Annotated in this window: 38 protein-coding genes; 2 read left to right on the forward strand and 36 right to left on the reverse strand. The window is 54.9% G+C overall.

All coding sequences use genetic code 11. From position 1 onward, the window contains the following. Positions 1 to 16 precede the first annotated feature (16 nt). Together coaBC and dut are read left to right on the forward strand one after the other, a co-directional pair. A complete protein-coding gene (gene coaBC, locus ACJU26_RS13875) occupies positions 17 to 1,285 on the forward strand; it encodes a bifunctional phosphopantothenoylcysteine decarboxylase/phosphopantothenate--cysteine ligase CoaBC (protein WP_414040204.1) in 1,269 nt (422 codons plus the stop codon). Continuing rightward, positions 1,257 to 1,709, forward strand: a complete 453-nt coding sequence (gene dut / locus ACJU26_RS13880; RefSeq protein WP_414040205.1) for a dUTP diphosphatase — start codon at positions 1,257 to 1,259, stop codon at positions 1,707 to 1,709. The genes coaBC and dut overlap by 29 nt, the downstream gene beginning before the upstream one ends. Positions 1,710 to 1,719: 10 nt before the next feature. Here the strand turns inward: dut and ACJU26_RS13885 are convergent, their stop codons facing one another. The 36 genes from ACJU26_RS13885 to rpoC all read right to left on the reverse strand — a co-directional run bounded on the left by ACJU26_RS13885 (position 1,720) and on the right by rpoC (position 24,756). Further along, positions 1,720 to 2,001: a high-potential iron-sulfur protein gene (locus ACJU26_RS13885; protein ID WP_414040206.1), complete on the reverse strand. Its 282-nt coding sequence runs from the start codon at positions 1,999 to 2,001 to the stop codon at positions 1,720 to 1,722. A 168-nt stretch (positions 2,002 to 2,169) separates the two neighbouring features. Further along, positions 2,170 to 2,547 carry a 50S ribosomal protein L17 gene (gene rplQ, locus ACJU26_RS13890; protein ID WP_414040207.1) on the reverse strand — a complete coding sequence of 126 codons (378 nt, stop codon included), beginning with the start codon at positions 2,545 to 2,547 and terminating at the stop codon, positions 2,170 to 2,172. A gap of 29 nt (positions 2,548 to 2,576) precedes the next feature. Beyond that, positions 2,577 to 3,593, reverse strand: coding sequence for a DNA-directed RNA polymerase subunit alpha (locus ACJU26_RS13895; RefSeq protein ID WP_414040208.1), 1,017 nt, complete (start codon positions 3,591 to 3,593; stop codon positions 2,577 to 2,579). Between the two features lie 21 nt (positions 3,594 to 3,614). After that, on the reverse strand, positions 3,615 to 4,241 hold the full coding sequence (gene rpsD / locus ACJU26_RS13900; RefSeq protein ID WP_414040209.1) for a 30S ribosomal protein S4: 627 nt from the start codon (positions 4,239 to 4,241) through the stop codon (positions 3,615 to 3,617). Positions 4,242 to 4,261: 20 nt separating this feature from the next. Beyond that, a complete protein-coding gene (rpsK, locus tag ACJU26_RS13905) occupies positions 4,262 to 4,657 on the reverse strand; it encodes a 30S ribosomal protein S11 (RefSeq protein WP_010639656.1) in 396 nt (131 codons plus the stop codon). 17 nt (positions 4,658 to 4,674) lie between these two features. After that, positions 4,675 to 5,031, reverse strand: a complete 357-nt coding sequence (gene rpsM, locus ACJU26_RS13910; protein ID WP_414040210.1) for a 30S ribosomal protein S13 — start codon at positions 5,029 to 5,031, stop codon at positions 4,675 to 4,677. 59 nt (positions 5,032 to 5,090) lie between these two features. Then, the gene (rpmJ, locus tag ACJU26_RS13915) at positions 5,091 to 5,204 is read right to left on the reverse strand and encodes a 50S ribosomal protein L36 (protein ID WP_009568281.1); all 114 of its coding nucleotides are present in this window, start codon (positions 5,202 to 5,204) and stop codon (positions 5,091 to 5,093) included. 9 nt (positions 5,205 to 5,213) lie between these two features. Next, positions 5,214 to 5,432 (reverse strand): translation initiation factor IF-1, encoded by a 219-nt coding sequence (gene infA / locus ACJU26_RS13920; protein ID WP_010639668.1) that lies wholly within the window; start codon positions 5,430 to 5,432, stop codon positions 5,214 to 5,216. Then, a complete protein-coding gene (locus ACJU26_RS13925; RefSeq protein ID WP_414040211.1) occupies positions 5,433 to 6,095 on the reverse strand; it encodes an adenylate kinase in 663 nt (220 codons plus the stop codon). Continuing rightward, positions 6,092 to 7,423 (reverse strand): preprotein translocase subunit SecY, encoded by a 1,332-nt coding sequence (gene secY / locus ACJU26_RS13930; protein WP_414040212.1) that lies wholly within the window; start codon positions 7,421 to 7,423, stop codon positions 6,092 to 6,094. The genes ACJU26_RS13925 and secY overlap by 4 nt, the downstream gene beginning before the upstream one ends. Next, complete coding sequence (rplO, locus tag ACJU26_RS13935; protein WP_414040213.1) at positions 7,423 to 7,860, reverse strand: 50S ribosomal protein L15; 438 nt, start codon at positions 7,858 to 7,860, stop codon at positions 7,423 to 7,425. The genes secY and rplO overlap by 1 nt, the downstream gene beginning before the upstream one ends. Beyond that, a complete protein-coding gene (rpmD, locus tag ACJU26_RS13940; protein ID WP_414041992.1) occupies positions 7,857 to 8,042 on the reverse strand; it encodes a 50S ribosomal protein L30 in 186 nt (61 codons plus the stop codon). Before rpmD ends, rplO begins: the two co-directional genes overlap by 4 nt. Then, positions 8,035 to 8,565 carry a 30S ribosomal protein S5 gene (gene rpsE, locus ACJU26_RS13945; protein WP_414040214.1) on the reverse strand — a complete coding sequence of 177 codons (531 nt, stop codon included), beginning with the start codon at positions 8,563 to 8,565 and terminating at the stop codon, positions 8,035 to 8,037. The genes rpmD and rpsE overlap by 8 nt, the downstream gene beginning before the upstream one ends. Before the next feature lie 14 nt (positions 8,566 to 8,579). Continuing rightward, positions 8,580 to 8,933, reverse strand: a complete 354-nt coding sequence (rplR, locus tag ACJU26_RS13950; RefSeq protein ID WP_414040215.1) for a 50S ribosomal protein L18 — start codon at positions 8,931 to 8,933, stop codon at positions 8,580 to 8,582. Positions 8,934 to 8,952: 19 nt separating this feature from the next. Continuing rightward, complete coding sequence (gene rplF / locus ACJU26_RS13955; protein WP_414040216.1) at positions 8,953 to 9,477, reverse strand: 50S ribosomal protein L6; 525 nt, start codon at positions 9,475 to 9,477, stop codon at positions 8,953 to 8,955. 12 nt (positions 9,478 to 9,489) lie between these two features. Next, on the reverse strand, positions 9,490 to 9,885 hold the full coding sequence (gene rpsH / locus ACJU26_RS13960; RefSeq protein WP_414040217.1) for a 30S ribosomal protein S8: 396 nt from the start codon (positions 9,883 to 9,885) through the stop codon (positions 9,490 to 9,492). A 9-nt stretch (positions 9,886 to 9,894) separates the two neighbouring features. Further along, positions 9,895 to 10,080 (reverse strand): type Z 30S ribosomal protein S14, encoded by a 186-nt coding sequence (locus ACJU26_RS13965; protein WP_010639684.1) that lies wholly within the window; start codon positions 10,078 to 10,080, stop codon positions 9,895 to 9,897. 14 nt (positions 10,081 to 10,094) lie between these two features. Further along, entirely contained in the window at positions 10,095 to 10,637 is a 543-nt protein-coding gene (rplE, locus tag ACJU26_RS13970) for a 50S ribosomal protein L5 (RefSeq protein WP_414040218.1), read from the reverse strand. A gap of 14 nt (positions 10,638 to 10,651) precedes the next feature. Continuing rightward, a complete protein-coding gene (gene rplX / locus ACJU26_RS13975; protein ID WP_414040219.1) occupies positions 10,652 to 10,972 on the reverse strand; it encodes a 50S ribosomal protein L24 in 321 nt (106 codons plus the stop codon). Between the two features lie 9 nt (positions 10,973 to 10,981). Further along, positions 10,982 to 11,350: a 50S ribosomal protein L14 gene (rplN, locus tag ACJU26_RS13980; RefSeq protein WP_215842740.1), complete on the reverse strand. Its 369-nt coding sequence runs from the start codon at positions 11,348 to 11,350 to the stop codon at positions 10,982 to 10,984. Further along, entirely contained in the window at positions 11,347 to 11,622 is a 276-nt protein-coding gene (rpsQ, locus tag ACJU26_RS13985; protein WP_414040220.1) for a 30S ribosomal protein S17, read from the reverse strand. The genes rplN and rpsQ overlap by 4 nt, the downstream gene beginning before the upstream one ends. Beyond that, positions 11,622 to 11,816, reverse strand: coding sequence for a 50S ribosomal protein L29 (gene rpmC / locus ACJU26_RS13990; protein WP_414040221.1), 195 nt, complete (start codon positions 11,814 to 11,816; stop codon positions 11,622 to 11,624). Before rpmC ends, rpsQ begins: the two co-directional genes overlap by 1 nt. After that, positions 11,813 to 12,229 (reverse strand): 50S ribosomal protein L16, encoded by a 417-nt coding sequence (rplP, locus tag ACJU26_RS13995; RefSeq protein WP_414040222.1) that lies wholly within the window; start codon positions 12,227 to 12,229, stop codon positions 11,813 to 11,815. The genes rpmC and rplP overlap by 4 nt, the downstream gene beginning before the upstream one ends. A 12-nt stretch (positions 12,230 to 12,241) precedes the next feature. After that, positions 12,242 to 12,904, reverse strand: a complete 663-nt coding sequence (gene rpsC / locus ACJU26_RS14000) for a 30S ribosomal protein S3 (RefSeq protein ID WP_101536629.1) — start codon at positions 12,902 to 12,904, stop codon at positions 12,242 to 12,244. Positions 12,905 to 12,915: 11 nt separating this feature from the next. Beyond that, positions 12,916 to 13,248, reverse strand: a complete 333-nt coding sequence (gene rplV, locus ACJU26_RS14005) for a 50S ribosomal protein L22 (protein WP_010639697.1) — start codon at positions 13,246 to 13,248, stop codon at positions 12,916 to 12,918. A gap of 14 nt (positions 13,249 to 13,262) precedes the next feature. Next, on the reverse strand, positions 13,263 to 13,538 hold the full coding sequence (gene rpsS / locus ACJU26_RS14010) for a 30S ribosomal protein S19 (RefSeq protein ID WP_009565435.1): 276 nt from the start codon (positions 13,536 to 13,538) through the stop codon (positions 13,263 to 13,265). Positions 13,539 to 13,556: 18 nt separating this feature from the next. After that, complete coding sequence (rplB, locus tag ACJU26_RS14015) at positions 13,557 to 14,381, reverse strand: 50S ribosomal protein L2 (protein WP_414040223.1); 825 nt, start codon at positions 14,379 to 14,381, stop codon at positions 13,557 to 13,559. Between the two features lie 16 nt (positions 14,382 to 14,397). After that, on the reverse strand, positions 14,398 to 14,691 hold the full coding sequence (rplW, locus tag ACJU26_RS14020; RefSeq protein WP_414040224.1) for a 50S ribosomal protein L23: 294 nt from the start codon (positions 14,689 to 14,691) through the stop codon (positions 14,398 to 14,400). Next, the gene (gene rplD / locus ACJU26_RS14025) at positions 14,688 to 15,305 is read right to left on the reverse strand and encodes a 50S ribosomal protein L4 (RefSeq protein WP_414040225.1); all 618 of its coding nucleotides are present in this window, start codon (positions 15,303 to 15,305) and stop codon (positions 14,688 to 14,690) included. The genes rplW and rplD overlap by 4 nt, the downstream gene beginning before the upstream one ends. A gap of 11 nt (positions 15,306 to 15,316) precedes the next feature. Then, complete coding sequence (rplC, locus tag ACJU26_RS14030; RefSeq protein ID WP_414040226.1) at positions 15,317 to 15,949, reverse strand: 50S ribosomal protein L3; 633 nt, start codon at positions 15,947 to 15,949, stop codon at positions 15,317 to 15,319. Positions 15,950 to 15,968: 19 nt separating this feature from the next. Continuing rightward, the gene (gene rpsJ / locus ACJU26_RS14035) at positions 15,969 to 16,277 is read right to left on the reverse strand and encodes a 30S ribosomal protein S10 (protein WP_215842732.1); all 309 of its coding nucleotides are present in this window, start codon (positions 16,275 to 16,277) and stop codon (positions 15,969 to 15,971) included. Between the two features lies 1 nt (position 16,278). Further along, positions 16,279 to 17,469 carry an elongation factor Tu gene (gene tuf / locus ACJU26_RS14040; protein WP_414040227.1) on the reverse strand — a complete coding sequence of 397 codons (1,191 nt, stop codon included), beginning with the start codon at positions 17,467 to 17,469 and terminating at the stop codon, positions 16,279 to 16,281. A 20-nt stretch (positions 17,470 to 17,489) separates the two neighbouring features. Next, positions 17,490 to 19,589, reverse strand: coding sequence for an elongation factor G (fusA, locus tag ACJU26_RS14045; protein WP_414040228.1), 2,100 nt, complete (start codon positions 19,587 to 19,589; stop codon positions 17,490 to 17,492). Between the two features lie 32 nt (positions 19,590 to 19,621). Beyond that, entirely contained in the window at positions 19,622 to 20,092 is a 471-nt protein-coding gene (gene rpsG, locus ACJU26_RS14050; RefSeq protein ID WP_414040229.1) for a 30S ribosomal protein S7, read from the reverse strand. 25 nt (positions 20,093 to 20,117) lie between these two features. Beyond that, complete coding sequence (gene rpsL / locus ACJU26_RS14055) at positions 20,118 to 20,489, reverse strand: 30S ribosomal protein S12 (RefSeq protein WP_163095793.1); 372 nt, start codon at positions 20,487 to 20,489, stop codon at positions 20,118 to 20,120. A gap of 109 nt (positions 20,490 to 20,598) precedes the next feature. Continuing rightward, a complete protein-coding gene (gene rpoC / locus ACJU26_RS14060; RefSeq protein WP_414041993.1) occupies positions 20,599 to 24,756 on the reverse strand; it encodes a DNA-directed RNA polymerase subunit beta' in 4,158 nt (1,385 codons plus the stop codon). Positions 24,757 to 24,767 lie beyond the last annotated feature (11 nt).

Here is a 24,767-nt window from a genome sequence, read left to right on the forward strand (position 1 = left end):
TTAAACTGGGATTATCATGAGAACTCTATTCAACACGACTGAACCCTTGGCTGGCAAACGAATTCTGCTCGGCGTTTGTGGCAGCATCGCCGCATATAAAAGTCCGGAAATAGTGCGCGAGTTGACGCGACTGGGCGCCGAAGTACGGGTGGTCATGACCCGCGCTGCGGGCCAGTTTGTCACCCCCATCACCCTGCAAGCCCTGAGCGGCCAACCCGTACGTCAGGATTTGTTTGCCGCCGAAGAAGAAGCCGCGATGGATCATATCCGCCTGGCGCGCTGGCCAGATGCCGTTGTCGTCGCCCCCGTATCGGCAAATAGTCTGGCCCGCTTTGCCCTGGGACTGGGTGATGATCTGCTCAGCACCTTGTTGCTGGTCACCCATGCACCCATATTTCTGGCTCCAGCCATGAACGCCAGCATGTGGGCACATCCTGCTACGCAGGATCATGCCCGGCGGCTCCGCGAATATGGAGCGCAATTTCTGGGGCCAGAAGCGGGAGCACTGGCCTGTGGCGAGGAAGGTACGGGACGCATGCTGGAACCGGAGCAGATTGTGGCGCAACTACGTCTTGCCCTGGCTCCCAAGACCCTCACCGGGAAACAGGTACTCATCACCGCAGGGCCGACCTGGGAAAGCCTGGATCCCGCCAGGGGACTCACCAATCGCGCCAGCGGCAAGCAAGGCTTTGCCCTGGCTCAGGCCTGCGCCGAAGCAGGTGCCCAAGTGCATCTCATCAGCGGACCCAGTCATGAAACAACATCTCCGGGTGTGTTGCGGGAAAATGTCACTTCTGCCCAGGAGATGCTGGAGGCCTGCCTGCGCGCCCTGGAAACTCCCACGGATTTATTTATCGCCAATGCGGCCGTAGCCGACCATCGCCCAGCGCTGCAAAGCACGCAGAAATTGCCCAAATCGGCCATTGCTGAACATCTGACATTGACCTTGAATCCGGATATTGTGTCCCTTGTGCATCAGCATTCCCAACGGCCGCGTGTCATCGTCGCTTTTGCTGCAGAAACCCGGGACCATCTGGAATCGGCGCGCAGCAAAGCCGCGCGCAAGGGCGCGGACATCATGGTCATCAACGACATCAGCCGGAGTGACTCTGGAATGGGAGCCGAGAGCAACGCCTGCAGCATCCTTGAGGGAGCACGCCAGACCGAAATCCCGATCTGCAGCAAAATCGACCTGGCCAGACATCTGATTCACTATATTGCACAAAATCATTTCGCTGCCGAGGTTACCGATCCCCATGAAACACTTGCAAATCCGCATCCTTGACCCACGCATCGGCCGGGAATGGCCACTCCCCCACTACGCCAGCACGGACGCTGCCGGGATGGATTTACGGGCCTGTCTGGATGCCCCCTTATATCTGTTGCCAAACACGGTGGAGCTGATATCGGCGGGTTTTGCCATGCATATCGCCGATCCCGGAATCACCGCGCTATTACTCCCTCGCTCCGGACTGGGACATCGGGGATTGGTATTGGGGAACCTCACGGGCATCATTGATGCCGACTATCAGGGGCCTATCAAAATGTCCCTGTGGAATCGCGGGCAGGAGGAAATCATCATCGAGCCCGGAGAGCGGGTCGCGCAGATGCTGCTGGTTCCCGTTATCCGACCGGAAATGCAGGTGGTGGAGACATTTGCGGCCACAGAAAGGGGTAGTGCCGGTTTTGGCAGTACCGGGCATCAATAAGTCTCTCTCATTATTTTTTGGGCATATAAATAGTGCAGTACCCGTGCGGGCTGATTTTACCGGCGACGACCTTGCAGGCTCCGTCTGCTTTGGGCTCAGCCCCGGGAATGAAGAACTTGCAGTTGCTGCACATCTCCTTGCCGTTGGGGTGAGTCACATATTGTACAGATGCCTGCGTCGCTTTGCTGGTCGCAGCCTCCGCTACATTGGCCAGTACGGCAGGAGCCACGGCAGCCGCAATGACGACCTTCCCACTGGATTTGAACCATTCACGGCGGGTCAATTTCTGCATAAATCCCTCCTTTTTTGGGTTGCCTATCGCCGGAAAGGGGCGATGCCTGACCAATATAGTACAAAGAGATGTTGAATGTGTAGCAGAAAAGGGCTTTCAGGCACAAAAAAATCGGCCAGGAATGCAGTCGCTGGCCGATGTGGGAAAAGTCACCCCGGAGATAAAGGGTCAGGAAGCGTCAGCAACTGCCTCTCGATCAACCAGTTCCACAATAGCCAAGGGGGCATTGTCACCCGCCCGAAACCCATATTTGACAATACGTAGATAACCACCGGGACGCGCTGCATAATGGGGCCCGAGATCATCAAAGAGCTTGACCACCGCCTGCCGATCCCGCAAGCGGGAGAAAGCCAGACGGCGCTTGGCCACTGTAGCTTCCTTCGCCAAAGTAATCATGGGCTCCGCAAAACGTCGCAGTTCCTTGGCCTTGGGGAGCGTTGTAACAATACGCTCATGGTGAAACAAGGATACCATCATGTTGGCAAACATGGCCTGCCGATGGCTGCTATTTCTATTTAATTGCTTACCACTTTTGCGATGACGCATAACCCATTCCTTCTACCAAATTCTGAACATTAGCCGTTAACTTCAACGTCTGCGCTGCGTCCGGCAATCGGAGGTAGGTTTTCCGGCGGCCAGTTCTCGATACGCATACCCAGACTGAGGCCATGGGCCACCAGCACTTCCTTGATTTCGGTGAGCGACTTTTTGCCGAGATTGGGAGCCTTCAACAATTCCTGCTCGGATTTTTGCACCAGATCACCAATATAAAAAATGTCCTCCGCTTTCAGGCAATTGGCAGAGCGCACGGTCAGTTCCAGATCATCCACCGGACGCACCAGCAACGGCATCAAATCCTGACCACCTTGTACCTGCGAGGCTTCAGGAACTTGCCGCTTTTCAGCGCCAGCCAGCACCTCCAATTGACTGCGGAGGATGCGTGAACCTTCCTGAACCGCCCAAACCGGATCTACGACACCATTGGTTTCCACATCCAGGACCAGACGATCCAGATCCGTGCGCTGTTCCACCCGGGCGCTTTCCACCTGATAGCTGACCTTCAAAACCGGACTGAAACTGGCATCCAAAGCCATCACTCCAATCCGCTTTTCGTGGCTTTGGCGACGATTGGCGGCGGCATCATAACCACGACCTTCATCAATGCGCAGATGCAGGACCAGCTCCACATCCCGGGTCAGGGTCGCAATGACCTGATCAGGATTGGCGACTTCGATGCCATGTTCGGAGACAATATCGGCGCCTGTCATCAAACCTGGGCCCCGCTTACGCAGGGTCACCATCACATCACTCCGGCCCTGGGAACGCACCGCCAGCATTTTCAGATTGAGCAGAATATCGACCACGTCTTCCTGCACCCCTTCGATGCTGGAATATTCGTGCAGAACGCCTTCAATCTCCACTTCGGTGACGGCGGCTCCCTTGAGAGAGGAAAGCAGAATACGTCGCAAAGCACTGCCCAGGGTGTGACCGAAACCACGCTCCAGAGGACCCAAAGACAGGCGCGCACGACGTGCGGAAATTTCTTCAACTTCTACGCCCTGCGGGCGTAACAGATCACCAACATCAGTCATAAGCTTTCCTCACCCCCGGTCTTACTTAGAGTACAACTCCACGACGACCTGTTCGTTCAAATCCGGTGCGATATCTTCACGCGCCGGCACGGCTTTGATGGTGGCACTGAGTGACGCTGCATCCATGCTCACCCATTCCGGGAAACCACGGCCGCCCGCCGCCTCAACCGCCGCCACAATACGCACATGCTGACGGGCAGACTCCGCCACACTCACCACATCGCCGGCCCGCACCTGATAAGAAGGAATATCCACACGGCGGCCATTGACGAGCACATGACCATGGCGCACTACCTGACGCGCTTCGGCCCGCGATGATCCAAAGCCCAAACGATAGGCGACATTGTCCAGACGCAGTTCCAACAAACGCAGCAGGGTCTCGCCGGTCACCCCACGCTTTTGACTGGCCCGCTCGAAATAACGCCGGAACTGTCCTTCGAGAACACCATAAATACGCCGAATCTTCTGCTTTTCACGCAGCTGACCGCCATACTCGCTCACTCTTCCCCGCCGTTGACCATGCTGACCCGGGGCATAGGCACGAATACTCACAGGACACTTGTCCGAAAAGCACTTCTCGCCCTTCAGAAAGAGCTTGCCACCTTCACGGCGACATAACCGACAACTGGGACCCGTATATTTAGCCACGAACAACCTCCACCTAAAATTTAAACACGCCGCTTTTTAGGCGGACGGCAGCCGTTATGGGGTATCGGCGTGACGTCGCGAATACTCGCAATACGAAAGCCGATGGAATGCAAAGCCCGAACCGTACTTTCCCGACCCGGTCCAGGGCCACGCACTTCTACATCCAGATTTTTGACACCATATTCCTGCGCCTTTTTCCCGGCATTTTCCGCTGCCACCTGGGCGGCGAAAGGGGTGCTTTTGCGCGACCCACGGAAACCCGAACCCCCTGAACTCGCCCAAGTCAGGACGTTACCCTGACGGTCGCTGATGGTGATGATGGTATTGTTGAAGGACGCATAAATATGCGCTACCCCGTCGAGTACGTTCTTTTTTACTTTCTTCCGCACGCGGGAGTTTGTCTGTGTTTTCGCCATTACCGGAATCTTCCTAGTTAACGAGTGATCGATTTGGCAGGACCTTTACGGGTCCGTGCATTCGTCTTGGTGCGTTGTCCGTGAACCGGAAGGCCACGACGATGCCGAATGCCACGATAGCAGCCGAGGTCCATCAACCGTTTGATGTTCATGGTGACTTCACGGCGAAGATCGCCCTCGACCAGAAACTTGGCAACCTCGCTGCGAATGCGCTCCAGCTCGGGTTCGCTGATGTCCTTGACGCGCATATCAAAAGCAATTTCGGCCGCCGTCAAAATACGCTGTGAACGGTTCCTGCCAATCCCATAGATATACGTCAAGGCGATTTCAATTTGCTTGTTGTTTGGAATATTTACACCAGCAATGCGGGCCATCCGCAATTCCTCCAAAAGACCAAGTGGGCCAAGCCCACAGACTGATAAATTTAGCCGCCTTAACCTTGACGTTGCTTGTGACGGGGCTCCACACAAATAACCCTCACCACACCGTTTCGACGGACAATCTTGCAATTACGGCAAAGCTTCTTTACTGACGCCCTCACTTTCATCACATTCCCCTATTTGGCACGATATATAATGCGACCCTTGGTTAAATCATAGGGCGTCATTTCTACTGTCACCTTATCTCCAGGCAGAATGCGGATATAATGCATCCGCATTTTGCCTGATATATGTGCATTGACGACATACCCATTTTCGAGCCGCACTTTAAAAGTGGCGCTTGGCAAGTTTTCAATGACCTCACCCTGCATTTCCAGAGTATCTTCTTTCGACATCTATCCTTTTTCCCTCACCGCTTCCACGATTCTGGCAAAAACCTCATCCGCCGCACCATCACCATCGATGCGATGGTAGGCAGGCCGATCGTGATAATAAGCGACCAAGGGGGCTGTTTCCGCCTGATAAACGGCCAACCGTTTTCTGATGACTTCCGGCTGATCATCTTCGCGCTGCAGCAACGCAGCACCACATTGATCACACACACCGCTTACCCGTGGAGGGTGATAACGCACATGATAAATGGCACCACAAACGGGACAGACACGCCTTCCTGACAGTCGCTCTACTATTTCTTCATCATCCAGCACAATATGCAGGACCGCAGCAATTTGACTACCGCCGTGCTGCAACAGCTGGTCCAAGGCATTCGCCTGATGCACCGTGCGCGGAAAACCATCAAATATCACGCCAGCAAGTGCATCTTGCAAGGTCAGACGCTCGGCAACAATATCCATAACAATATCGTCACTGACCAAAGCTCCGGAATCCATCACTGCTGCTGCACGCCGACCAAGTTCACTGCCAGACTGAACAGAGGCGCGGAGCATATCACCGGTAGAGACATGTGGCAAGCGCAAATACTGGGAAAGCCGCTGTGCCTGAGTCCCCTTACCCACGCCGGGAGCTCCCAAGAAGATGATGTGTCTGGCCAAGCTCAACGTCCGCCCAGGGGATTCTTGCGAATCAACCCTTCATATTGATGGGTCAGGAGATGACTCTGGATCTGGCCCATCAGGTCCATCATCACCACCACCACGATCAGGAGACTGGTACCACCCAGATAGAAAGGCACATTGTACTGAACAATCAGAAATTCGGGCAGCAAACATACCAAGGTCAAATAAATGCCCCCCCAGAGCGTCAAGCGGGTCAGGATCTTATCCATATAACGCGCCGTATGTTCACCCGGACGAATGCCTGGCACAAAAGCTCCCGATTTCTTGAGGTTATCTGCAGTATCCCGAGGATTAAAAACCATCGCGGTATAAAAGAAGGCGAAAAATATTATGGCTGTGGTAAACACGACCACGTATAGCGCGGATCCAGGACTCAAGGCCTGGCCGAAACGGGCCAGCCACTCCATCCCGGGGACATTGGCAAACCAGCCGGAAAGGGTTGCGGGCAGCAGAAGAATACTGGTGGCAAAAATTGGCGGAATGACGCCACTCATGTTCACCTTGAGGGGCATGTGCGTACTTTGGCCCCCATAAATTTTTCGCCCAACCTGGCGTTTGGCATACTGGATGGGTACACGCCTTTGTGCGCTCTCCATGAACACCACAAAGGCCGTCACCAGAAGCGCAAGAACAAAGAGGGCAAGCACGAACAGCGGTTGAAACTGACCGGTCTCCATCAACTCGAAAGTGGTACCAATGGCATCGGGCAAGCCAGCCACAATGCCGGCAAAAATGATCAGGGATATGCCGTTACCGATGCCGCGCTCGGTGATTTGCTCACCGATCCACATCAGGAATACCGTTCCACAAGCCAAGGAAATGGTTGTGGTAAACAGGAACAGGGGACCTGGATCAATCACTACCGGTACTTGACCGGCGTGCATTTTTTCAATGGCGACGGCAATTCCCAGACCTTGCATCAAGGCAAGCCCCACCGTGGCATAACGCGTGTATTCGGTAATTTTACGGCGGCCGGACTCACCCTCTTTTTTGAGTTCTTCCAGCTTGGGAAAAACCGAACCGGCCAACTGGAAAATAATGGATGCACTGATATAGGGCATGATACCCAGGGCAAAAACCGTCAGACGCGACAGGGCGCCACCGGAAAACATGTTGAACATGCCCAGAATCGTGCCTCTTTGCGCATGGAAGAACGAAGCCATGGCCGCAGGATCAATGCCTGGGACCGGAATATGGGCTCCAATCCGAAAAACCAGCAAAGCGCCCAGCAGAAAAAGAATGCGGTTACGTAATTCATTGATCTTACCGGCACCTTGTGCGGCACCTGCAATATTACGTAACCCGGCCATTACTCTTCTACCTTTCCACCAGCACTTTCAATGGCTGCCTTGGCGCCCGCACTGACCCGCAGACCCCGTACCGTGATGGCCTGGGACAATGCTCCGGTCATGATGACTTTCACCACATCAGGGCTACCGCGCACAATGCGCCGCAGCACTAGTCCTTCCATGTCGACCACCCCATCAATGGCGGCATTTTCCAGTTGGGTCAGGGTCACTTCGCAACTACGCACACCCAAGGTGTTCCGAAAACCTCTTTTAGGAATGCGGCGCTGCAAGGGCATCTGACCACCTTCGAAACCCACCTTGTGGTAACCACCGGAGCGGGCGTGCTGACCCTTGTGACCGCGTCCTGCGGTTTTACCCAGGCCACTGCCAATACCGCGGCCGACACGACGGCGATCTTTTTTGGCACCTTCCGCAGGCGCCATCGTATTTAATTTCATGACAACTCTTCCCAGCGCAAAAGGTAAGGCACTTTATTGAGCATGCCGCGGATTTCCGGAGTATCGGAATGTTCAACCGTATGGTTGGTACGCCGCAGACCAAGACCAGCAATGACCCGACGATGTTTTTCGGTCACGCCAATTAAACTTTTCACCAGCGTGATGCGTAACTGTTTACTCATCATGACCTCCCTCACCACGAATTTCCTTGAGGCTCTTGCCGCGTTTCATGGCAATGGCCTGTGGGCTGGAAAGCTTGTTGAACGCATCAAAAGTCGCCCGCACCACATTGATGGGATTGTTGGAACCCAGCGACTTTGCCACCACATTATGCAAACCCACAGCTTCACACACGGCGCGCATGGCGCCACCGGCAATCACCCCACTTCCTTCGGGGGCGGGCCGGAGCATCACGCGGGCTGCACCATGACGACCTTCGACGGGAAACGGAATGGTGCCGCCCCGCATCAAGGGAATCTGGGTCATCCAGCGACGCGCCTGTTCCGTGGCCTTCTGGATGCCGGCCGGGACTTCCTTGGCCTTACCACGCCCAAAGCCCACCTTGCCATCTCCATCACCCACCACCATCAACGCCGCAAAACCGAATTGCCGACCGCCTTTGACCACTTTGGACACGCGATTGATATGAATCAACTTCTCCTGCATACCATCGCTGGGTTGAGTATCCCGGTTTTCCCTTGCCATTTTTCAGATCTCCGTCAGAACGACAACCCGCCCTCGCGGGCGGCGTCGGCCAGGGCTTGCACCCGACCATGATAACGATAACCGCTTCGGTCAAAGGCAACTTCCTTGACACCGGCAGCCAATGCTTTGGCAGCTACCCGTTGACCGATGGTCACGGCAGCGGCCACATCTGCCCCGCGCGGCATGGTCGCCCGGACTTCACCTTCGACGCTGGAGGCCTGGGCAAGGACAATCCCTTTGGAATCATCAATGATTTGCGCGTAAATGTGTTTCCCGGAACGGAAAACACAGAGTCTCGGCTTGGCCTGGGATGCGATCCGGGCACGGGTTTTCCGGGCACGACGGAGTCTGGATACATTTTTATTCATGATTAATCTGCCTCAACCATTATTTCTTTTTGGCTTCTTTACGACGGACATTTTCACCAGCATAACGCACACCCTTGCCCTTGTAGGGTTCTGGAGGACGATAAGCGCGAATGTCTGCAGCAATTTGCCCAACTTTCTGTTTATCGATGCCCTTGATCACGATTTCCGTCTGGGTAGGCGTTTCAATCGTGATACCTTCAGGCACGGGATAATCCACCGGATGTGAAAAACCCAGACTCAAACTCAAAGTTCTGCCTTTGGCCTGGGCACGATAACCCACGCCGATGATTTCGAGTTTCTGTTCAAAACCCACCGATACGCCGTGCACCATATTATTGAGCAAGGCTCGCATGGTACCCGCAAAAGCATTTTGACCTTCAGCCCACCCTAAAGTTGCCACGCCATCTTCCACCTGAAGACTGACACTGGAATGAAATGCGGTCGACATCTGTCCTTTGGGTCCCTTCACATGCAAATGCTGATCGACAACACGCACTTCCACACCCTTGGGAAGCGTTACGGGCTGTTTCCCTACTCGAGACATGCGCATTCCCCCTTAAGAGACCACGCAGAGCACTTCACCACCAATCCCGGCACTGCGCGCCGCTCGATCAGTCATGATGCCCTGCGATGTGGAAATGATAGCGATGCCAAAGCCATCCCGCACTCTGGGAAGATCCTCAGCACCCCGATAAATACGTACTCCCGGACGGCTTACCCGCCGGATCTCGGCAATGACACCAGCACCGGCATAATATTTCAGCGTCAGATTCAATACTGGATGTCCATCCAGGGTTTCTTCGCGGAATTCGGTTATATAGCCTTCTTCCACCAGAACCCGAGCAATGGCCCGTTTCAATTTGGAAGCAGGAATCAATACTTTTGCCTTGTTGACTTGTTGCGCATTACGAATGCGCGTAAGCATATCAGCAATAGGGTCCGTTACGCTCATCGTGTTTCCTCACCAACTCGCTTTAACAATACCGGGAATCGAACCCGCCGAAGCATGCTTACGCAGGCACAAACGACAAAGACCAAATTTCCGATAGTAACCACGTGAACGTCCGCACAATTTGCAACGGTGGTACGCACGCACCTTAAACTTTGGGGTCCTTTCGGACTTTGCAATCAATGATTTTTTTGCCACGCGTCAAACTCCCTTCAAGCCCGGAAGGGCATCTTGAAAGCTTTTAACAGCCCAAGGCCCTCTTCATCATTCTTGGCGGTGGTAGTGAATACCACGTCCAACCCGCGCAAACGATCGATTTTATCATATTCAATTTCCGGGAATATGATCTGTTCCTTTACACCCAGGGTATAATTTCCCCGTCCGTCAAAGGATTTGGGTGACAGACCACGAAAATCACGAATGCGGGGAATAGCAACCGTCACCAGGCGATCCAGAAACTCATACATGACCATGCCACGCAGGGTCACCATGCAACCAATGGGGTAACCGTCACGTATCTTGAAAGCGGCCACAGACTTCCGGGCACGGGTAACCACCGGCTTTTGGCCGGCAATCTTGGTCATATCGCCCACAGCGGCCTCAAGAACCTTCTTGTCACCTACCGCTTCACCCACACCCATGTTCAAGGTGATTTTCTGGATCTTGGGGACTTCCATCACGCTTTTATAACCGAAATCCTGCATCAGCTTGGGGGCGATGGCGTTTTTGTACAAAGTATGCAAACGTGCTTCCATTTTATTTTTTACCCTTAACGGCCGCTGATAACTTCGCCGCTGCTTTTGAACACCCGAACCTTGCGCTCGCCGTCCAGAGTTTTGTAACCCACTCTGTCAGCAGCGCCGGTACTGGCATTGAATACTGCGACATTGGAAATGTGCAGAGGCGCCTCTTTTTCGACAATACCACCAGGCTTGCCCATACGATCAGGACGAACGTGACGTTTGATCATGTTCACCTTCTCAACCAAAACACGCGACTCCTTGCGAAGAACTTTCAGCACCTTACCACGCTTGCCCTTGTCCTTTCCGACCAGAATCACGACTTCGTCGTCCTTACGTAACTTCACCATGGTCATCCCCTACAGCACTTCTGGCGCTAACGAAATAATTTTCATGAAATTTGCCCCGCGCAGTTCGCGGGTTACCGGCCCAAATATGCGGGTACCGATAGGCTGCAGCTGATTATTCAGCAGCACTGCAGCATTGCTGTCAAAACGGATCAGGGAACCATCCTCACGGCGCACCCCTTTACGGGTACGAACCACGAGCGCATTGTAAACATCGCCCTTCTTGACCTTGCCACGCGGTACTGCGTCCTTGATGCTGACCTTGATGACATCACCAATGTCGGCGTAACGCCGGTGCGAACCGCCCAGCACTTTGATACACATGACTTCCCGCGCACCACTATTGTCCGCAACGCTCAATCTGGTCTGCATCTGAATCATGCGTTATCTCCTTCGCTAATGCCTTGGCTGATCACGTTGACCAGGCGCCAGCTTTTGGTTTTGGACAATGGCCGGCATTCTTCAATTTTCACCGTATCCCCTATCTGACACGCATTATCCGCATCATGGGCATGAAACTTCTTGGAACGGCGGATATATTTTTTATACAACGGGTGCTGGATACGTCTTTCCACCAGGACCACGATGGTCTTGTCCATACGATCGCTGACCACAGTACCGACGAGACTACGGGGATTTTTGGTTTCACTCATCACTGCACTCCCTTCTTGGCACTGATCGCTGTACGCACCCGGGCGATATCCCTGCGTACGGTACGCAAACGCGTGGTCTTGGCCAGCTGACCGGTTGCATGCTGCATCCGCAACTTGAACTGCTCTTCCAGCAGGATCATCAGTTCGGCCTGGCAACCAGCCAGATCCAGCTTCTGTAATTCTTGTGCTTTCATCCCATTACCCGCCGACTCACAAATACGGTCTGTACCGGCAGCTTGGCTGCACCCAAGGCAAAGGCTTCACGTGCAATTTCCTCACTGACGCCTTCCATTTCATACAGCACTTTTCCCGGCTGGATCAGTGCCACCCAATATTCCGGGTTACCTTTACCTTTACCCATGCGGACTTCAGCCGGCTTCTTACTGATGGGCTTGTCAGGAAAAATGCGGATCCAGATCCGGCCACCACGCTTCACGTGACGACTGATGGCACGACGCGCGGCTTCCAGTTGGCGGGCAGTAATTCTACCCCGCCCAATGGCTTTGAGACCAAACTCACCAAAGCTGACCTTGTTGCCGCGCGTCGCGATTCCGCGATTGCGACCTTTATGTTGTTTACGAAACTTCGTACGTTTAGGCTGCAGCATCGGAAGCTCCTGTTACTTCTGGTGAGCAGCGGCGTTTTGCACCGTGCTCCATTCCAGAATCTCGCCCTTAAAAATCCATACCTTGACGCCGATGATCCCGTAGGTTGTCTTGGCCTCAGCAAATCCATAGTCGATGTCGGCACGCAAGGTATGCAAAGGCACTCGACCTTCGCGATACCATTCGGTGCGAGCAATTTCCGCTCCACCCAGACGACCAGCGCAATTGATCCGCATGCCCAGCGCACCGAAGCGCATGGCATTGGTCACTGCACGCTTCATCGCTCGCCGGAACATGATCCGGCGTTCCAGCTGCTGAGCCACACTTTCGGCAACCAGTTGCGCGTCGAGTTCCGGCTTGCGGATTTCTTCCACGTTGATGTGGACCGGTACCCCCATGCGCTTCTGGACATCATGGCGCAATTTTTCGATATCCTCGCCTTTTTTGCCGATCACAATGCCAGGGCGGGCCGTATGCACGGTTATGCGGGCACTGCGCGCGGGGCGCTCGATAATGATGTCAGAAACCGCGCCACCGGAAAGACGATTGCGAATAAACTGGCGGATTTTGATGTCTTCCAGCAGCTTTTCCTGGAAATCGCCCTTCCCGTACCAGCGCGAGTTCCAATTCTTAATGATTCCCAGACGCAGTCCGACTGGATTGGTTTTTTGTCCCATAGCTTCCTCAGTTAACTCTCTGCGACCACAATCGTGATATGGCTGGTCCGTTTCAGGATCCGGGAACCCCGACCTTTTGCCCGGGCCGCAAAGCGCTTCAGCACCGCACCACCGTCAATCAGAATCTGTTCGACGAAAAGGGCGTCCACATCGGCACCTTCATTGTTTTCAGCATTGGCAATGGCTGATTCCAGACACTTGCGAATCGGCAAGGCTGCTTTCTTGTTGGTGAACTGCAAAATCTCCAAGGCCTTGTCTACCGGCTTGCCGCGTACCAGATCGGCAACCAGTCGCGCTTTCTGGGGAGACATCTGAAGCCCTTTGAGTACCGCTGATGATTTCATCTGAATCCCCTTTTTTAGCGCTTGGCTTTTTTGTCAGCCACATGACCCTTGAAGGTCCGTGTCAGCGCAAATTCACCGAGCTTATGGCCAACCATATTCTCGTTGACCACCACGGGAATATGCTGACGACCATTATGGACACTGATAGTCAGACCGATGAAGTCAGGCGTAATGGTGGAACGACGCGACCAGGTCTTGATCGGACGCCGGCTGTTACTTGCCTGAGCACTTTGTACTTTACGGTCCAGATGCTCATCAATGAACGGACCTTTTTTAATGGAACGTGGCACGTCAAATCCCCTTCACCACTAACGCGAACGACGCCGTACAATCATATTGCTTGTACGCTTGTTTTTACGGGTACGATAACCCTTGGTCGGTTGGCCCCACGGCGAAACCGGATGACGACCTCCAGAGGTGCGCCCTTCACCACCACCGTGAGGATGGTCTACCGGGTTCATGACCACACCACGCACGGTTGGACGAACGCCACGCCACCGGGTAGCTCCAGCCTTGCCCAACTGTTGAGACCCGTGTTCTTCATTGCCGACCTCACCAATGGTAGCGCGGCAGGATACATGAATTCTCCGCACTTCACCAGAGCGCAAACGCAATTGCGCATATTCTCCGTCACGGGCCATCAACTGCGCAGAGGCTCCGGCAGAACGGGCAATCTGGCCACCTTTGCCGGGACGCATTTCAATATTGTGCACCACCGAACCTACGGGAATGCCACGCAATGGCATGCAGTTTCCGGGTTTAATCGGCGTCTGTTCGGCAGAAAGAATGGGGTCCCCGAGGTTCATACCCTTGGCGGCCAGAATGTAGCGACGTTCGCCGTCCACATAACACACCAGAGCGATATGGGCAGAGCGGTTCGGATCATATTCCAGACGCTCCACTTTTCCGAGGACATCAAACTTATTACGCTTGAAATCAATCAAGCGATAGTGAGACTTGTGTCCACCCCCCTGATGCCGGCGGGTAATGCGTCCAAGGTTGTTACGTCCACCACTATGGGCTTGAGGTTCCACCAGTGTCGGATAGGGATCACCTTTATGGAGCCGGGTTTCCACGCTCTTGACGACAAAACGCCGGCCGGCCGAGGTGGGTTTGGTTTTAATCAGTGCCATTTTTCAGATCCTTTCCTCAGGCCATGCCGTAGTCGATGCTGTTGCCTTCAGCCAGACGTACATAAGCTTTCTTCCAGGAAGAGCGACGACCGACATGACGACCCATGCGCTTTTCCTTGCCCATGTAGTTGCAGGTTTGAACAGACAGCACCTGCACTTCAAAAAGTTTTTCTACCGCAGCCTTGATTTCCAGCTTGGTGGAATCCCGGGCCACCTTGAACACAAACTGGTTGGCCCGCTGTTGTACCATGGTGCTTTTTTCACTGATGACCGGAGCCAACAGGACCAGATATTTACGTTCTGCATTCATCCGTACACCTCAGCTAATTTCATGACAGCGTCCTGGTCCATCAGCACCCGGCCATACTGGAGAAGATCTGCGGGACCAATGTCCTGCCAACCAGCGATACCCACTTTCGGAAAATTGCGCAGGCTCAAGAACAAATTGACCGGAACTTCTCCCATCACCAGAAGGAAATCCGTACCACCGGCATGCTCAATCCATTCCCGGGCATTTTTGCTCCGTGCTTCGGCAAAATCGTCCTGCTGAATAATCTGCAGCCTGCCTTGACGCAGCAACTCTGCCAGAACGGTGCGCATGGCCCCTGCCCACATTTTCTTGTTGACCTTTTGCTGATAGTTTTCCCCACCTGCCGGAAAAACCCGGCCACCCCCACGCCAAACAGGACTGCGGGTTGTACCGGCACGGGCACGACCTGTACCTTTCTGTTTCCAGGGTTTACGGCCGCCCCCACGCACCGCTGAACGGTTTTTCTGGTGAGCTGTAGCTGCACGCATACCAGCCATCTGTGCGACGACAACCTGGTGCAGCAGCGCCTCATTGTAGGGCACCGCAAAGACCTCATCAGCGACTTCAATGGCGGTGTTCTTGCCACTGATGATTTCCAGACTTTGGACTTGCATGTTTATCTCTCCTAACCGCGCACTGCAGGACGCACGATTACATCAGCGTCACGTGCACCGGGTACGGCGCCCTTGATCATCAGCAATTGTCTGGCTTCATCAATGCGCACCAATTCCAGATTGAGGGTGGTCACTTGTTCATCACCCAGATGTCCCGCCATTTTCTTGCCTTTGAATACGCGCCCGGGAGTCTGACGACAACCGATGGAGCCAGGTGCATTATGGGACCGGGAGTTACCATGACTGGCACGGTTACTGCGGAAATTATGACGCTTGATGGCCCCGGCAAAACCTTTACCTTTGCTGGTTCCGGTCACGTCCACTTTTTGACCGGCAGTGAAGAGGTCGAGACCGATTTCGGCACCCTGAGCGTAGACGCCGGTATCTTCCACGCGAAACTCCTTGAGCACACGTCCAGGAACGACCCCACTTTTACGGAAATGTCCAGCCAAGGCCGAGGTCACCCGCTGTGGGCGACGCGCACCGCAGGCCACCTGCACTGCAGAGTAACCATCCGTGGCGATATCTTTAATCTGGGTCACCCGGTTAGGTGCCACATGAATGACGGTAACTGGCAATACCCGACCATCCTCCGCGAGGATGCGCGTCATGCCTACTTTCCGTCCGATCAGACCCATTACCATTTTCTTGTCCTTTCTCAAATTACAGCTTGATCTCGACGTCGACACCCGCTGCAAGATCCAGCTTGATCAGCGCATCCACGGTTTTGTCATTGGGATCAAGAATGTCCAGCAAACGCTTATGCGTCCGCTGTTCAAACTGATCACGGGAATTTTTGTCCACATGGGGAGAACGCAGCACGGTAAAGCGCTCTATCTTGGTGGGCAGCGGGATAGGACCACATACCCGCGCGCCGGTGCGTCGTGCTGTTTCCACGATTTCCGCCGCTGAAATATCCAACATGCGGTAATCATACGATTTCAGACGAATACGAATTTTTGAGCTGTCCATTTTATTCGACCACCTTGGAAACCACGCCAGCGCCCACCGTACGGCCGCCTTCACGAACCGCAAAGCGCAGACCTTCTTCCATCGCGATGGGGGCAATCAGAGAAACCTTGAACAGAATGTTGTCTCCCGGCATCACCATCTCCACCCCTTCCGGCAATTCCACCGCGCCCGTCACGTCCGTCGTCCGAAAGTAAAACTGCGGGCGATAACCATTGAAAAACGGCGTGTGACGTCCACCTTCTTCCTTCGACAATACATACACTTCGGCTTCAAAACGCGTGTGCGGCTTGATGCTGCCCGGCTTGGCCAGGACCTGGCCCCGCTCCACATCGTCTTTCTTGGTACCCCGCAGCAGCACTCCGACATTGTCCCCCGCCTGCCCCTGGTCCAGAATCTTCCGGAACATTTCCACGCCGGTCACAATGCTCTTGGCCGTGTCGCGGATGCCAATGATTTCAATTTCATCCCCCACCTTGACCACACCGCGCTCGATACGACCCGTCACCACAGTGCCCCGTCCGGAAATGGAAAACACGTCTTCAATGGGCATCAGAAAGGGCTTGTCCACCGGACGTTCCGGCAACGGAATGTAACTGTCCAGAGCGTCCGCCAGCTTGAAGATGGACGGCTCACCAATGTCGCTCTGATCCCCTTCCAACGCCTTGAGGGCGGAGCCAATCACCACCGGAATGTCATCTCCCGGAAAGTCGTACTTGGTCAGCAACTCTCGGACTTCCATTTCCACCAACTCCAGCAGCTCGGCATCGTCCACCATGTCCGCCTTGTTCAGAAACACGACAATATAGGGAACGCCCACCTGACGAGCCAGCAGAATGTGTTCGCGGGTCTGGGGCATCGGGCCATCCGCCGCCGATACCACGAGAATGGCACCGTCCATCTGCGCGGCTCCGGTGATCATGTTCTTGACGTAGTCGGCGTGCCCCGGACAATCCACGTGCGCGTAGTGACGGTTCTCCGTCTCGTACTCCACGTGCGAGGTCGCAATCGTGATGCCACGCGCCCGTTCTTCCGGTGCGTTGTCAATCTGATCATAGGCCCGTACCTCACCGCCAAACTTCGTCGACAGCACCTTCGTCAGCGCCGCCGTCAATGTGGTCTTCCCATGGTCCACGTGACCAATCGTTCCCACGTTTACATGCGGCTTCGTCCGCTCAAATTTCCCTTTGGACATCTTGAACTCTCCCGTTACGACTAGCGCTGACTTTTCTTGACAATGGCCTCGGCCACATGACCGGGGACTTCCATATACTTCTCAAACTGCATGGTGTAGGTGGCTCGACCCTGTGAAAGCGAGCGCACGGTGGTGGCATAACCGAACATTTCCGACAGGGGTACTTCACAGCGAATCACCTTGGCACCCGCTTCATCTTCCATGCCCTGCATCATGCCACGTCGGCTGTTGATGTCGCCGATGATGTCACCCATGTATTCTTCCGGTGTCACCACTTCCACCGCGAAAATCGGCTCCAGCAGGACGGGGTTGGCTTTTGCTGCTCCCGCCTTGAAAGCCATGGATCCGGCTATCTTGAATGCCGCTTCCGATGAGTCGACATCATGATAGGAACCATCAAAAATAGTGACCTTGACGTCCACTACCGGAAAGCCGGCGATAATACCATTTTCCAGGGCTTCTTCAACACCTTTTTCCGTAGGTCCGATAAATTCTTTCGGAACTGTGCCACCCACAACGGCATTTTCGAAAATAAAGCCGGTGCCCGGGTCCAGAGGCTCCAGACGCAGCCAGACGTGACCATACTGCCCGCGGCCGCCGGACTGGCGCACAAACTTGCCTTCCGCTTCAACCGACTTGCGGATGGTCTCACGATAAGCGACCTGGGGTGCGCCCACGGTGGCTTCGACGTTAAATTCCCGCTTCATGCGATCGACAATGATTTCCAGATGCAACTCACCCATACCGGAAATGATGGTCTGCCCCGATTCCTGGTCCGTACGCACCCGAAACGAAGGGTCTTCCTGGGCCAACTTGCCCAGAGCAATGCCCATTTTTTCCTGGTCTGCCTTGGTTTTCGGTTCCACGGCAACATGAATCACCGGTTCCGGGAATTCCATCTGCTCCAGGGAAATAGGCTTGTTGAGATCACAGAGGGTGTCACCGGTATAGGCGGTCTTCAAACCCACGGCAGCGGCAATATCACCAGCCAGCACTTCCTTGATTTCATGGCGCTCGTTGGCGTGCATCTGCAATACCCGGCCGATACGCTCCTTCTGGTTGCGACCAGGATTCAACACGGTCGAACCCGCCGTCAACACCCCGGAATACACTCGGAAAAAGGTCAACTGTCCGACAAAGGGATCGGTGGCAATTTTGAAGGCCAAAGCGGAAAAAGGTTCTTTGTCATCGGCAGAGCGAAAAATTTCGGCACCGGAGTCAGGATCGGTACCCGATACCGCTTCGATATCCACTGGCGAAGGCAGGTAATCCAGCACGGCATCCAATGCCGCCTGTACCCCTTTATTTTTAAAGGCACTTCCGCAAAGAACAGGGACCGTTGTTCCGGCAATAGTGGCCTTGCGCAAGGCCGCCTTCAGATCAGGAATGGAAAGTTCTTCGCCTTCCAGATATTTCATCATGATTTCTTCATCGGCATCGGCGATGGCTTCGATCATGAAATGACGGGCTGCTTCGGCCTCCTCACGCATGTCTGCGGGGATTTCCTCTTCCGTAAAGCGTGTGCCCTGCAACGCATCGTCCCAGTTGATGGATTTCATTTTCATCAGGTCGATGACGCCACTGAAACGGTCTTCTTCGCCAATGGGCAACTGCACCGGAACCGGGTTGCCTTTCAGCTTGCTCGCAATCTGCTCCACCACGCGCTTGAAGTTGGCCCCCTGACGATCCATCTTGTTCACGAAAGCGATGCGCGGAACCTTATACTTGTTGGCCTGACGCCATACCGTCTCGGACTGGGGTTGCACCCCGCCCACTGCACAGAAGACGGCCATGGCTCCGTCCAGCACCCGCAGGGAGCGCTCCACCTCGATGGTAAAGTCCACGTGTCCGGGAGTATCAATGATGTTTATGCGGTGTTCCGCACGTTGCCCATCCATGCCTTTCCAGAAACAGGTGGTGGCTGCCGAGGTGATGGTGATACCGCGCTCCTGCTCCTGGGCCATCCAGTCCATGACGGCAGTACCCTCATGCACTTCACCGATCTTGTGGGATACACCCGTATAAAACAAGATCCGCTCGGTGGTAGTCGTTTTGCCGGCATCAATGTGCGCCATGATGCCGATATTGCGATAACGTTCAATAGGGGTCGTGCGAGCCACAGTGTAGTCCTTTTGGGTCAGAGTCCCGTCAATTACCAGCGGAAATGGGCAAAAGCCTTGTTGGCTTCCGCCATGCGGTGGGTTTCCTCGCGCTTGCGCACTGCATTACCACGATTTTCGGCGGCTTCCAGAATTTCGGCAGCCAGACGGTTGCCCATGGATTTTTCGTTACGCTTGCGTGCAGAGTCTCGCAACCAGCGCATGGCCAAGGCCATTCTGCGATCCGAGCGGATTTCCACCGGTACCTGATAGGTGGCACCACCCACGCGGCGGCTCTTCACCTCTACCACCGGGCGGACATTGTCGATAGCCTTGCGGAATACTTCCAGGGCATCATTCTTGCTGCGCTCTGCAACCATATCAAGGGCACCATATACAATTTTCTCCGCCGTACTTTTTTTGCCGTCGCGCATCATGACATTGGCAAATTTGGCGATGAGTTCTTCTTTATATTTGGGATCCGGGAGAATAATCCGCTTGGGGACTTCACGACGTCTGGGCATGGCGCAACAACTCCTTCAATTTTGATTATTTGGGACGCTTGGCGCCGTACTTGGAGCGGGACTGTTTGCGGTTTTTCACGCCAGCAGTATCCAGGGTACCACGCACAATATGATAACGAACGCCGGGCAAATCCTTGACACGACCACCACGGATCAGCACCACCGAGTGCTCCTGCAGGTTATGACCTTCACCAGGAATGTAGCTACTGACCTCAAAACCATTCGTGAGACGCACCCGGGCGACCTTACGCAATGCCGAGTTGGGCTTTTTAGGGGTTGTGGTGTAAACACGGGTACAAACCCCACGTTTTTGTGGATTCGCATCCAGGGCTGGCACCTTATTTTTGGCAACAGGCCGCTTGCGTGGCTTGCGCACGAGTTGATTTAATGTGGGCATTTACAATCTCCAGAGTACGATGATGGCACCCAGCCTCACCGATGAGAGGGCGCATTCTAGTGAGGCTTGCCCTGACTGTCAAGGCAAGCCCCGGACATACCTTACAAAATTACGAGTTTTCGCGGTCGAGCACAGGTTCCGTCAACGCAGCGCCGGTTTCTACACCTGCGCCTAAGGTTTCTCCGCGATTCAAGCGACGGCGATGTTCATGATAGGCCAGCCCTGTACCCGCCGGGATCAGACGACCCACAATGACATTCTCCTTGAGACCACGCAGATCATCCAGTTTTCCGGAAACGGCAGCCTCGGTCAGTACACGGGTGGTTTCCTGGAAGCTCGCCGCCGAAATGAAGGACTCAGTGGACAAACTGGCTTTGGTGATACCCAGCAACATCGGGGTGAAGCGGGCCACTTCCTTGCCTTCCCGTTCCAGCTGGGCGTTTTCATCTTCCACCCGGGCGCGGTCTACCTGATCCCCCGGGATAAAGGTGCCATCCCCACTGGAGGTTATTTCCACCCGACGCAACATCTGCCGCAGTATCACTTCGATGTGCTTGTCGTTGATACGCACACCCTGCAGACGATAGACATCCTGGACTTCGTCGACGATGTAGTTGGCCAAGGCCTGCACACCCAGTACTCGCAATATGTCATGGGGTACCGGCTGGCCTTCTACCAGCTGTTCACCGGGTACTACACGCTCACCCTCGTACACAGTAACGTGCCGTCCCTTGGGAATCAGGTACTCGTGTTGTTCGCCATTCTCATCGGTAATGATGAGTCGCTGCTTGCCCTTGGTATCCTTGCCAAAGCCGACAATCCCTTCGTGTTCCGCGATGATCGCGAAATCCTTGGGACGACGGGCTTCGAACAACTCGGCCACACGCGGCAAACCACCGGTGATGTCACGGGTTTTCGAGGTACCGGCGGGCAGACGTGCCAGAATGTCGCCAGGGAAAATTTCCATGCCTTCCTGTACGGCGATAATGGCTCTGGCCGGCAGGAAATACCGTGCTGGCAGGTCGGTACCGGGCAGCTTCAGGTCCTGTCCTTTTTCATCCAGGATACTGATTACCGGGCGCAGATCCCGACCATGGGCGGGCCGCTGTTTGGCGTCGATGACCATCAAGGTCGACAAACCGGTGATTTCATCCGTCTGAATGGCGACGCTGGCGCCTTCCACGGCATCCTTGAGGGAGATTTTACCGCCCACTTCACTGACAATGGGGCGGGTGTGGGGATCCCATTCCGCTACCCGCATGCCGGCGGTGACGGGTGTGTTGTCATTGACCAGGAGGATGGCGCCATAGGGCATCTTGTAACGTTCCTTTTCACGGCCCTGCTCGTCCGTCACGGTAACTTCGCCATTCCGGCCAACCACCACATGGCGACCACTGGAGTGGGTCACCACCCGCAGGCTCGCCTGATAATGGAATACGCCGCCCTGCTTCACATCCAGACTGCTCTGGGCGGCTGACCGACTGGCCGCGCCACCGATATGGAAGGTCCGCATGGTCAACTGGGTTCCCGGTTCACCGATGGATTGTGCGGCAATCACCCCGACCGCCTCACCCTCATTGACCAGATGTCCCCGCGCCAGGTCGCGGCCATAGCAGAGGGCGCAAACCCCATGCCGTGAACGACAGGTCAGCGGGGAGCGCACTTTGAGGGCATCCACCCCCAGTTCATCGAGTTGACCCAGATGTTGTTCCGTCAACAGGGTGTTGCGGGCTATGACAATATCCCCGGTATTGGGATGCACCAGATCTTCTGCCAGGACACGTCCGAGCACTCGATCGCGCAGGGGTTCGATCACTTCACCCCCTTCCACCAACGAGGTCATGGGCAAGCCCTCTTCCGACCCGCAATCGTGCTCGACCACCACCAGATCCTGGGTCACATCCACCAATCGACGGGTCAGATAACCGGAGTTGGCAGTCTTCAGCGCGGTATCCGCCAAGCCTTTCCGGGCGCCGTGGGTGGAGATGAAGTACTGCAGCACATTGAGGCCTTCGCGGAAATTCGCGGTAATGGGCGTCTCAATAATCGAACCATCCGGCTTGGCCATCAGGCCGCGCATACCCGCCAACTGACGAATCTGAGCGGCCGAACCACGGGCTCCGGAATCGGCCATCATAAAGATGGAGTTGAAAGAGTCCTGCTGCACGCGGCTCCCATCAGGCAGTGTGACGGTTTCCTTGCTGACCCGATCCATCATGGCTTTCGCCACTTCATCGGTAGCTCTGGACCAGATATCCACGACCTTGTTATAGCGCTCACCTTCGGTGACCAGACCCGATGTATATTGGGCCTGAATGGCTTTCACCTCGTCTTCGGAGCGGCTGAGAATGCCTTCTTTCTCCTGCGGGGTGACCATATCCCCAGCGCCGAAGGAAATACCCGCCCGGGTGGCCATCCGGAACCCGGTGTACATGAGTTGATCGGCAAAAATGACGGTGTCCTTGATACCCAAACGGCGATAACAGGTATTGATCAGTTCACCGATCACTTTCTTCTTCAGTACCCGATTGATGATGCTGAAGGGCAGACCTTCGGGCAGAATATCACCGAGCAGGGCGCGACCAGCCGTGGTTTCGATACGTTCACCCCGGAAACGAACCATGATGCGGGCGTGCAGGCCCACTTCACCCGTCTCGTAAGCCCGGCGTACTTCCCGAATATCCGCAAACATGCTGCCGGTACCCTTGGCATCGGCGCGTTCCTGACTGGCATAGTAGAGACCCAACACAATATCCTGTGAAGGCACGATGACCGGATCACCATTGGCAGGACTGAGAATATTGTTGGTGGACATCATCAGGATGCGGGCTTCAAGCTGTGCTTCCAGAGAAAGGGGTACGTGTACCGCCATCTGGTCACCGTCAAAATCGGCGTTATAGGCCGCACAAACCAGGGGATGCAGTTGAATGGCCTTGCCTTCGATCAACACCGGCTCAAAGGCCTGAATACCCAAACGATGCAGGGTCGGCGCGCGGTTGAGCATCACCGGATGCTCACGAATGACCTCTTCGAGAATATCCCAGACCTCGGGCTTTTCCTGCTCGACCAGCCGCTTGGCTGCCTTGATGGTGGTGGCCAGACCCCGTTCTTCGAGCTTGTTGAAAATAAAAGGTTTGAACAGCTCGAGGGCCATTTTCTTGGGCAGGCCGCACTGATGGAGACGCAACTCCGGACCAACCACGATCACGGAACGGCCGGAATAGTCCACCCGCTTGCCCAAGAGATTTTGACGGAAACGGCCCTGCTTGCCCTTGATCATATCGGCCAAGGACTTGAGGGGACGCTTGTTGGGTCCGGAAATGGCCCGGCCGCGACGGCCATTATCCAGCAGGGCATCGACCGCTTCCTGGAGCATGCGTTTTTCATTGCGCACGATAATATCCGGCGCTTTCAGCTCGAGCAGACGCTTGAGCCGGTTATTGCGGTTAATGACCCGGCGATACAGATCATTCAGGTCTGAAGTCGCAAAGCGCCCACCATCCAGCGGTACCAGAGGCCGCAAATCCGGGGGCAACACCGGCAGCACTTCCATGATCATCCATTCGGGACGATTACCGGAAGATTCAAAGCCTTCCAGAATTTTCAGGCGCTTGCTCAATTTTTTGGTCTTGGTGTCGGAATTGCTTTCCCGCAGCTCATTGCGAATCCGCTCGATTTCCTGGGCCAGGGGAATTCCCCGGAGCAGATCACGAATACCTTCCGCGCCCATTTTGGCGACAAATTCATCTCCATGTTCTTCCAGGGCGTCCAGGTACTGGTCTTCACTCATGATGAGGCCCCGTTCAAGAGCCGTCACACCGGGATCCACCACTACATAGGCTTCAAAATACAGGACCTGCTCAATATCCCGCAAAGGCATGTCGAGAATCATGCCCATGCGGCTGGGCAAGGACTTGAGGAACCAGATATGCGCGACCGGACTCGCCAGTTCAATATGGCCCATGCGCTCCCGGCGCACCCGCGCCTGAGTGACTTCGACGCCACATTTTTCGCAGACCACACCCCGGTGCTTGAGACGCTTGTACTTGCCACAGAGGCATTCGTAGTCCTTGATTGGGCCGAAAATCTTGGCGCAGAACAAGCCTTCACGCTCAGGTTTGAACGTCCGGTAATTAATGGTCTCGGGCTTTTTTACTTCACCAAATGACCAGGAACGCACCTTGTCCGGCGAGGCTATGCCAATCCGTATGGCATCAAATTCTTCCTGCTGATCGTTTTGTTTGAAGAGCTTCAGTAAGTCTTTCAACGCTTCCATCC

It is taken from the genome of Acidithiobacillus sp. M4-SHS-6, from assembly GCF_047421495.1.
In the GTDB taxonomy this organism is placed as follows: Bacteria; Pseudomonadota; Gammaproteobacteria; order Acidithiobacillales; family Acidithiobacillaceae; genus Acidithiobacillus.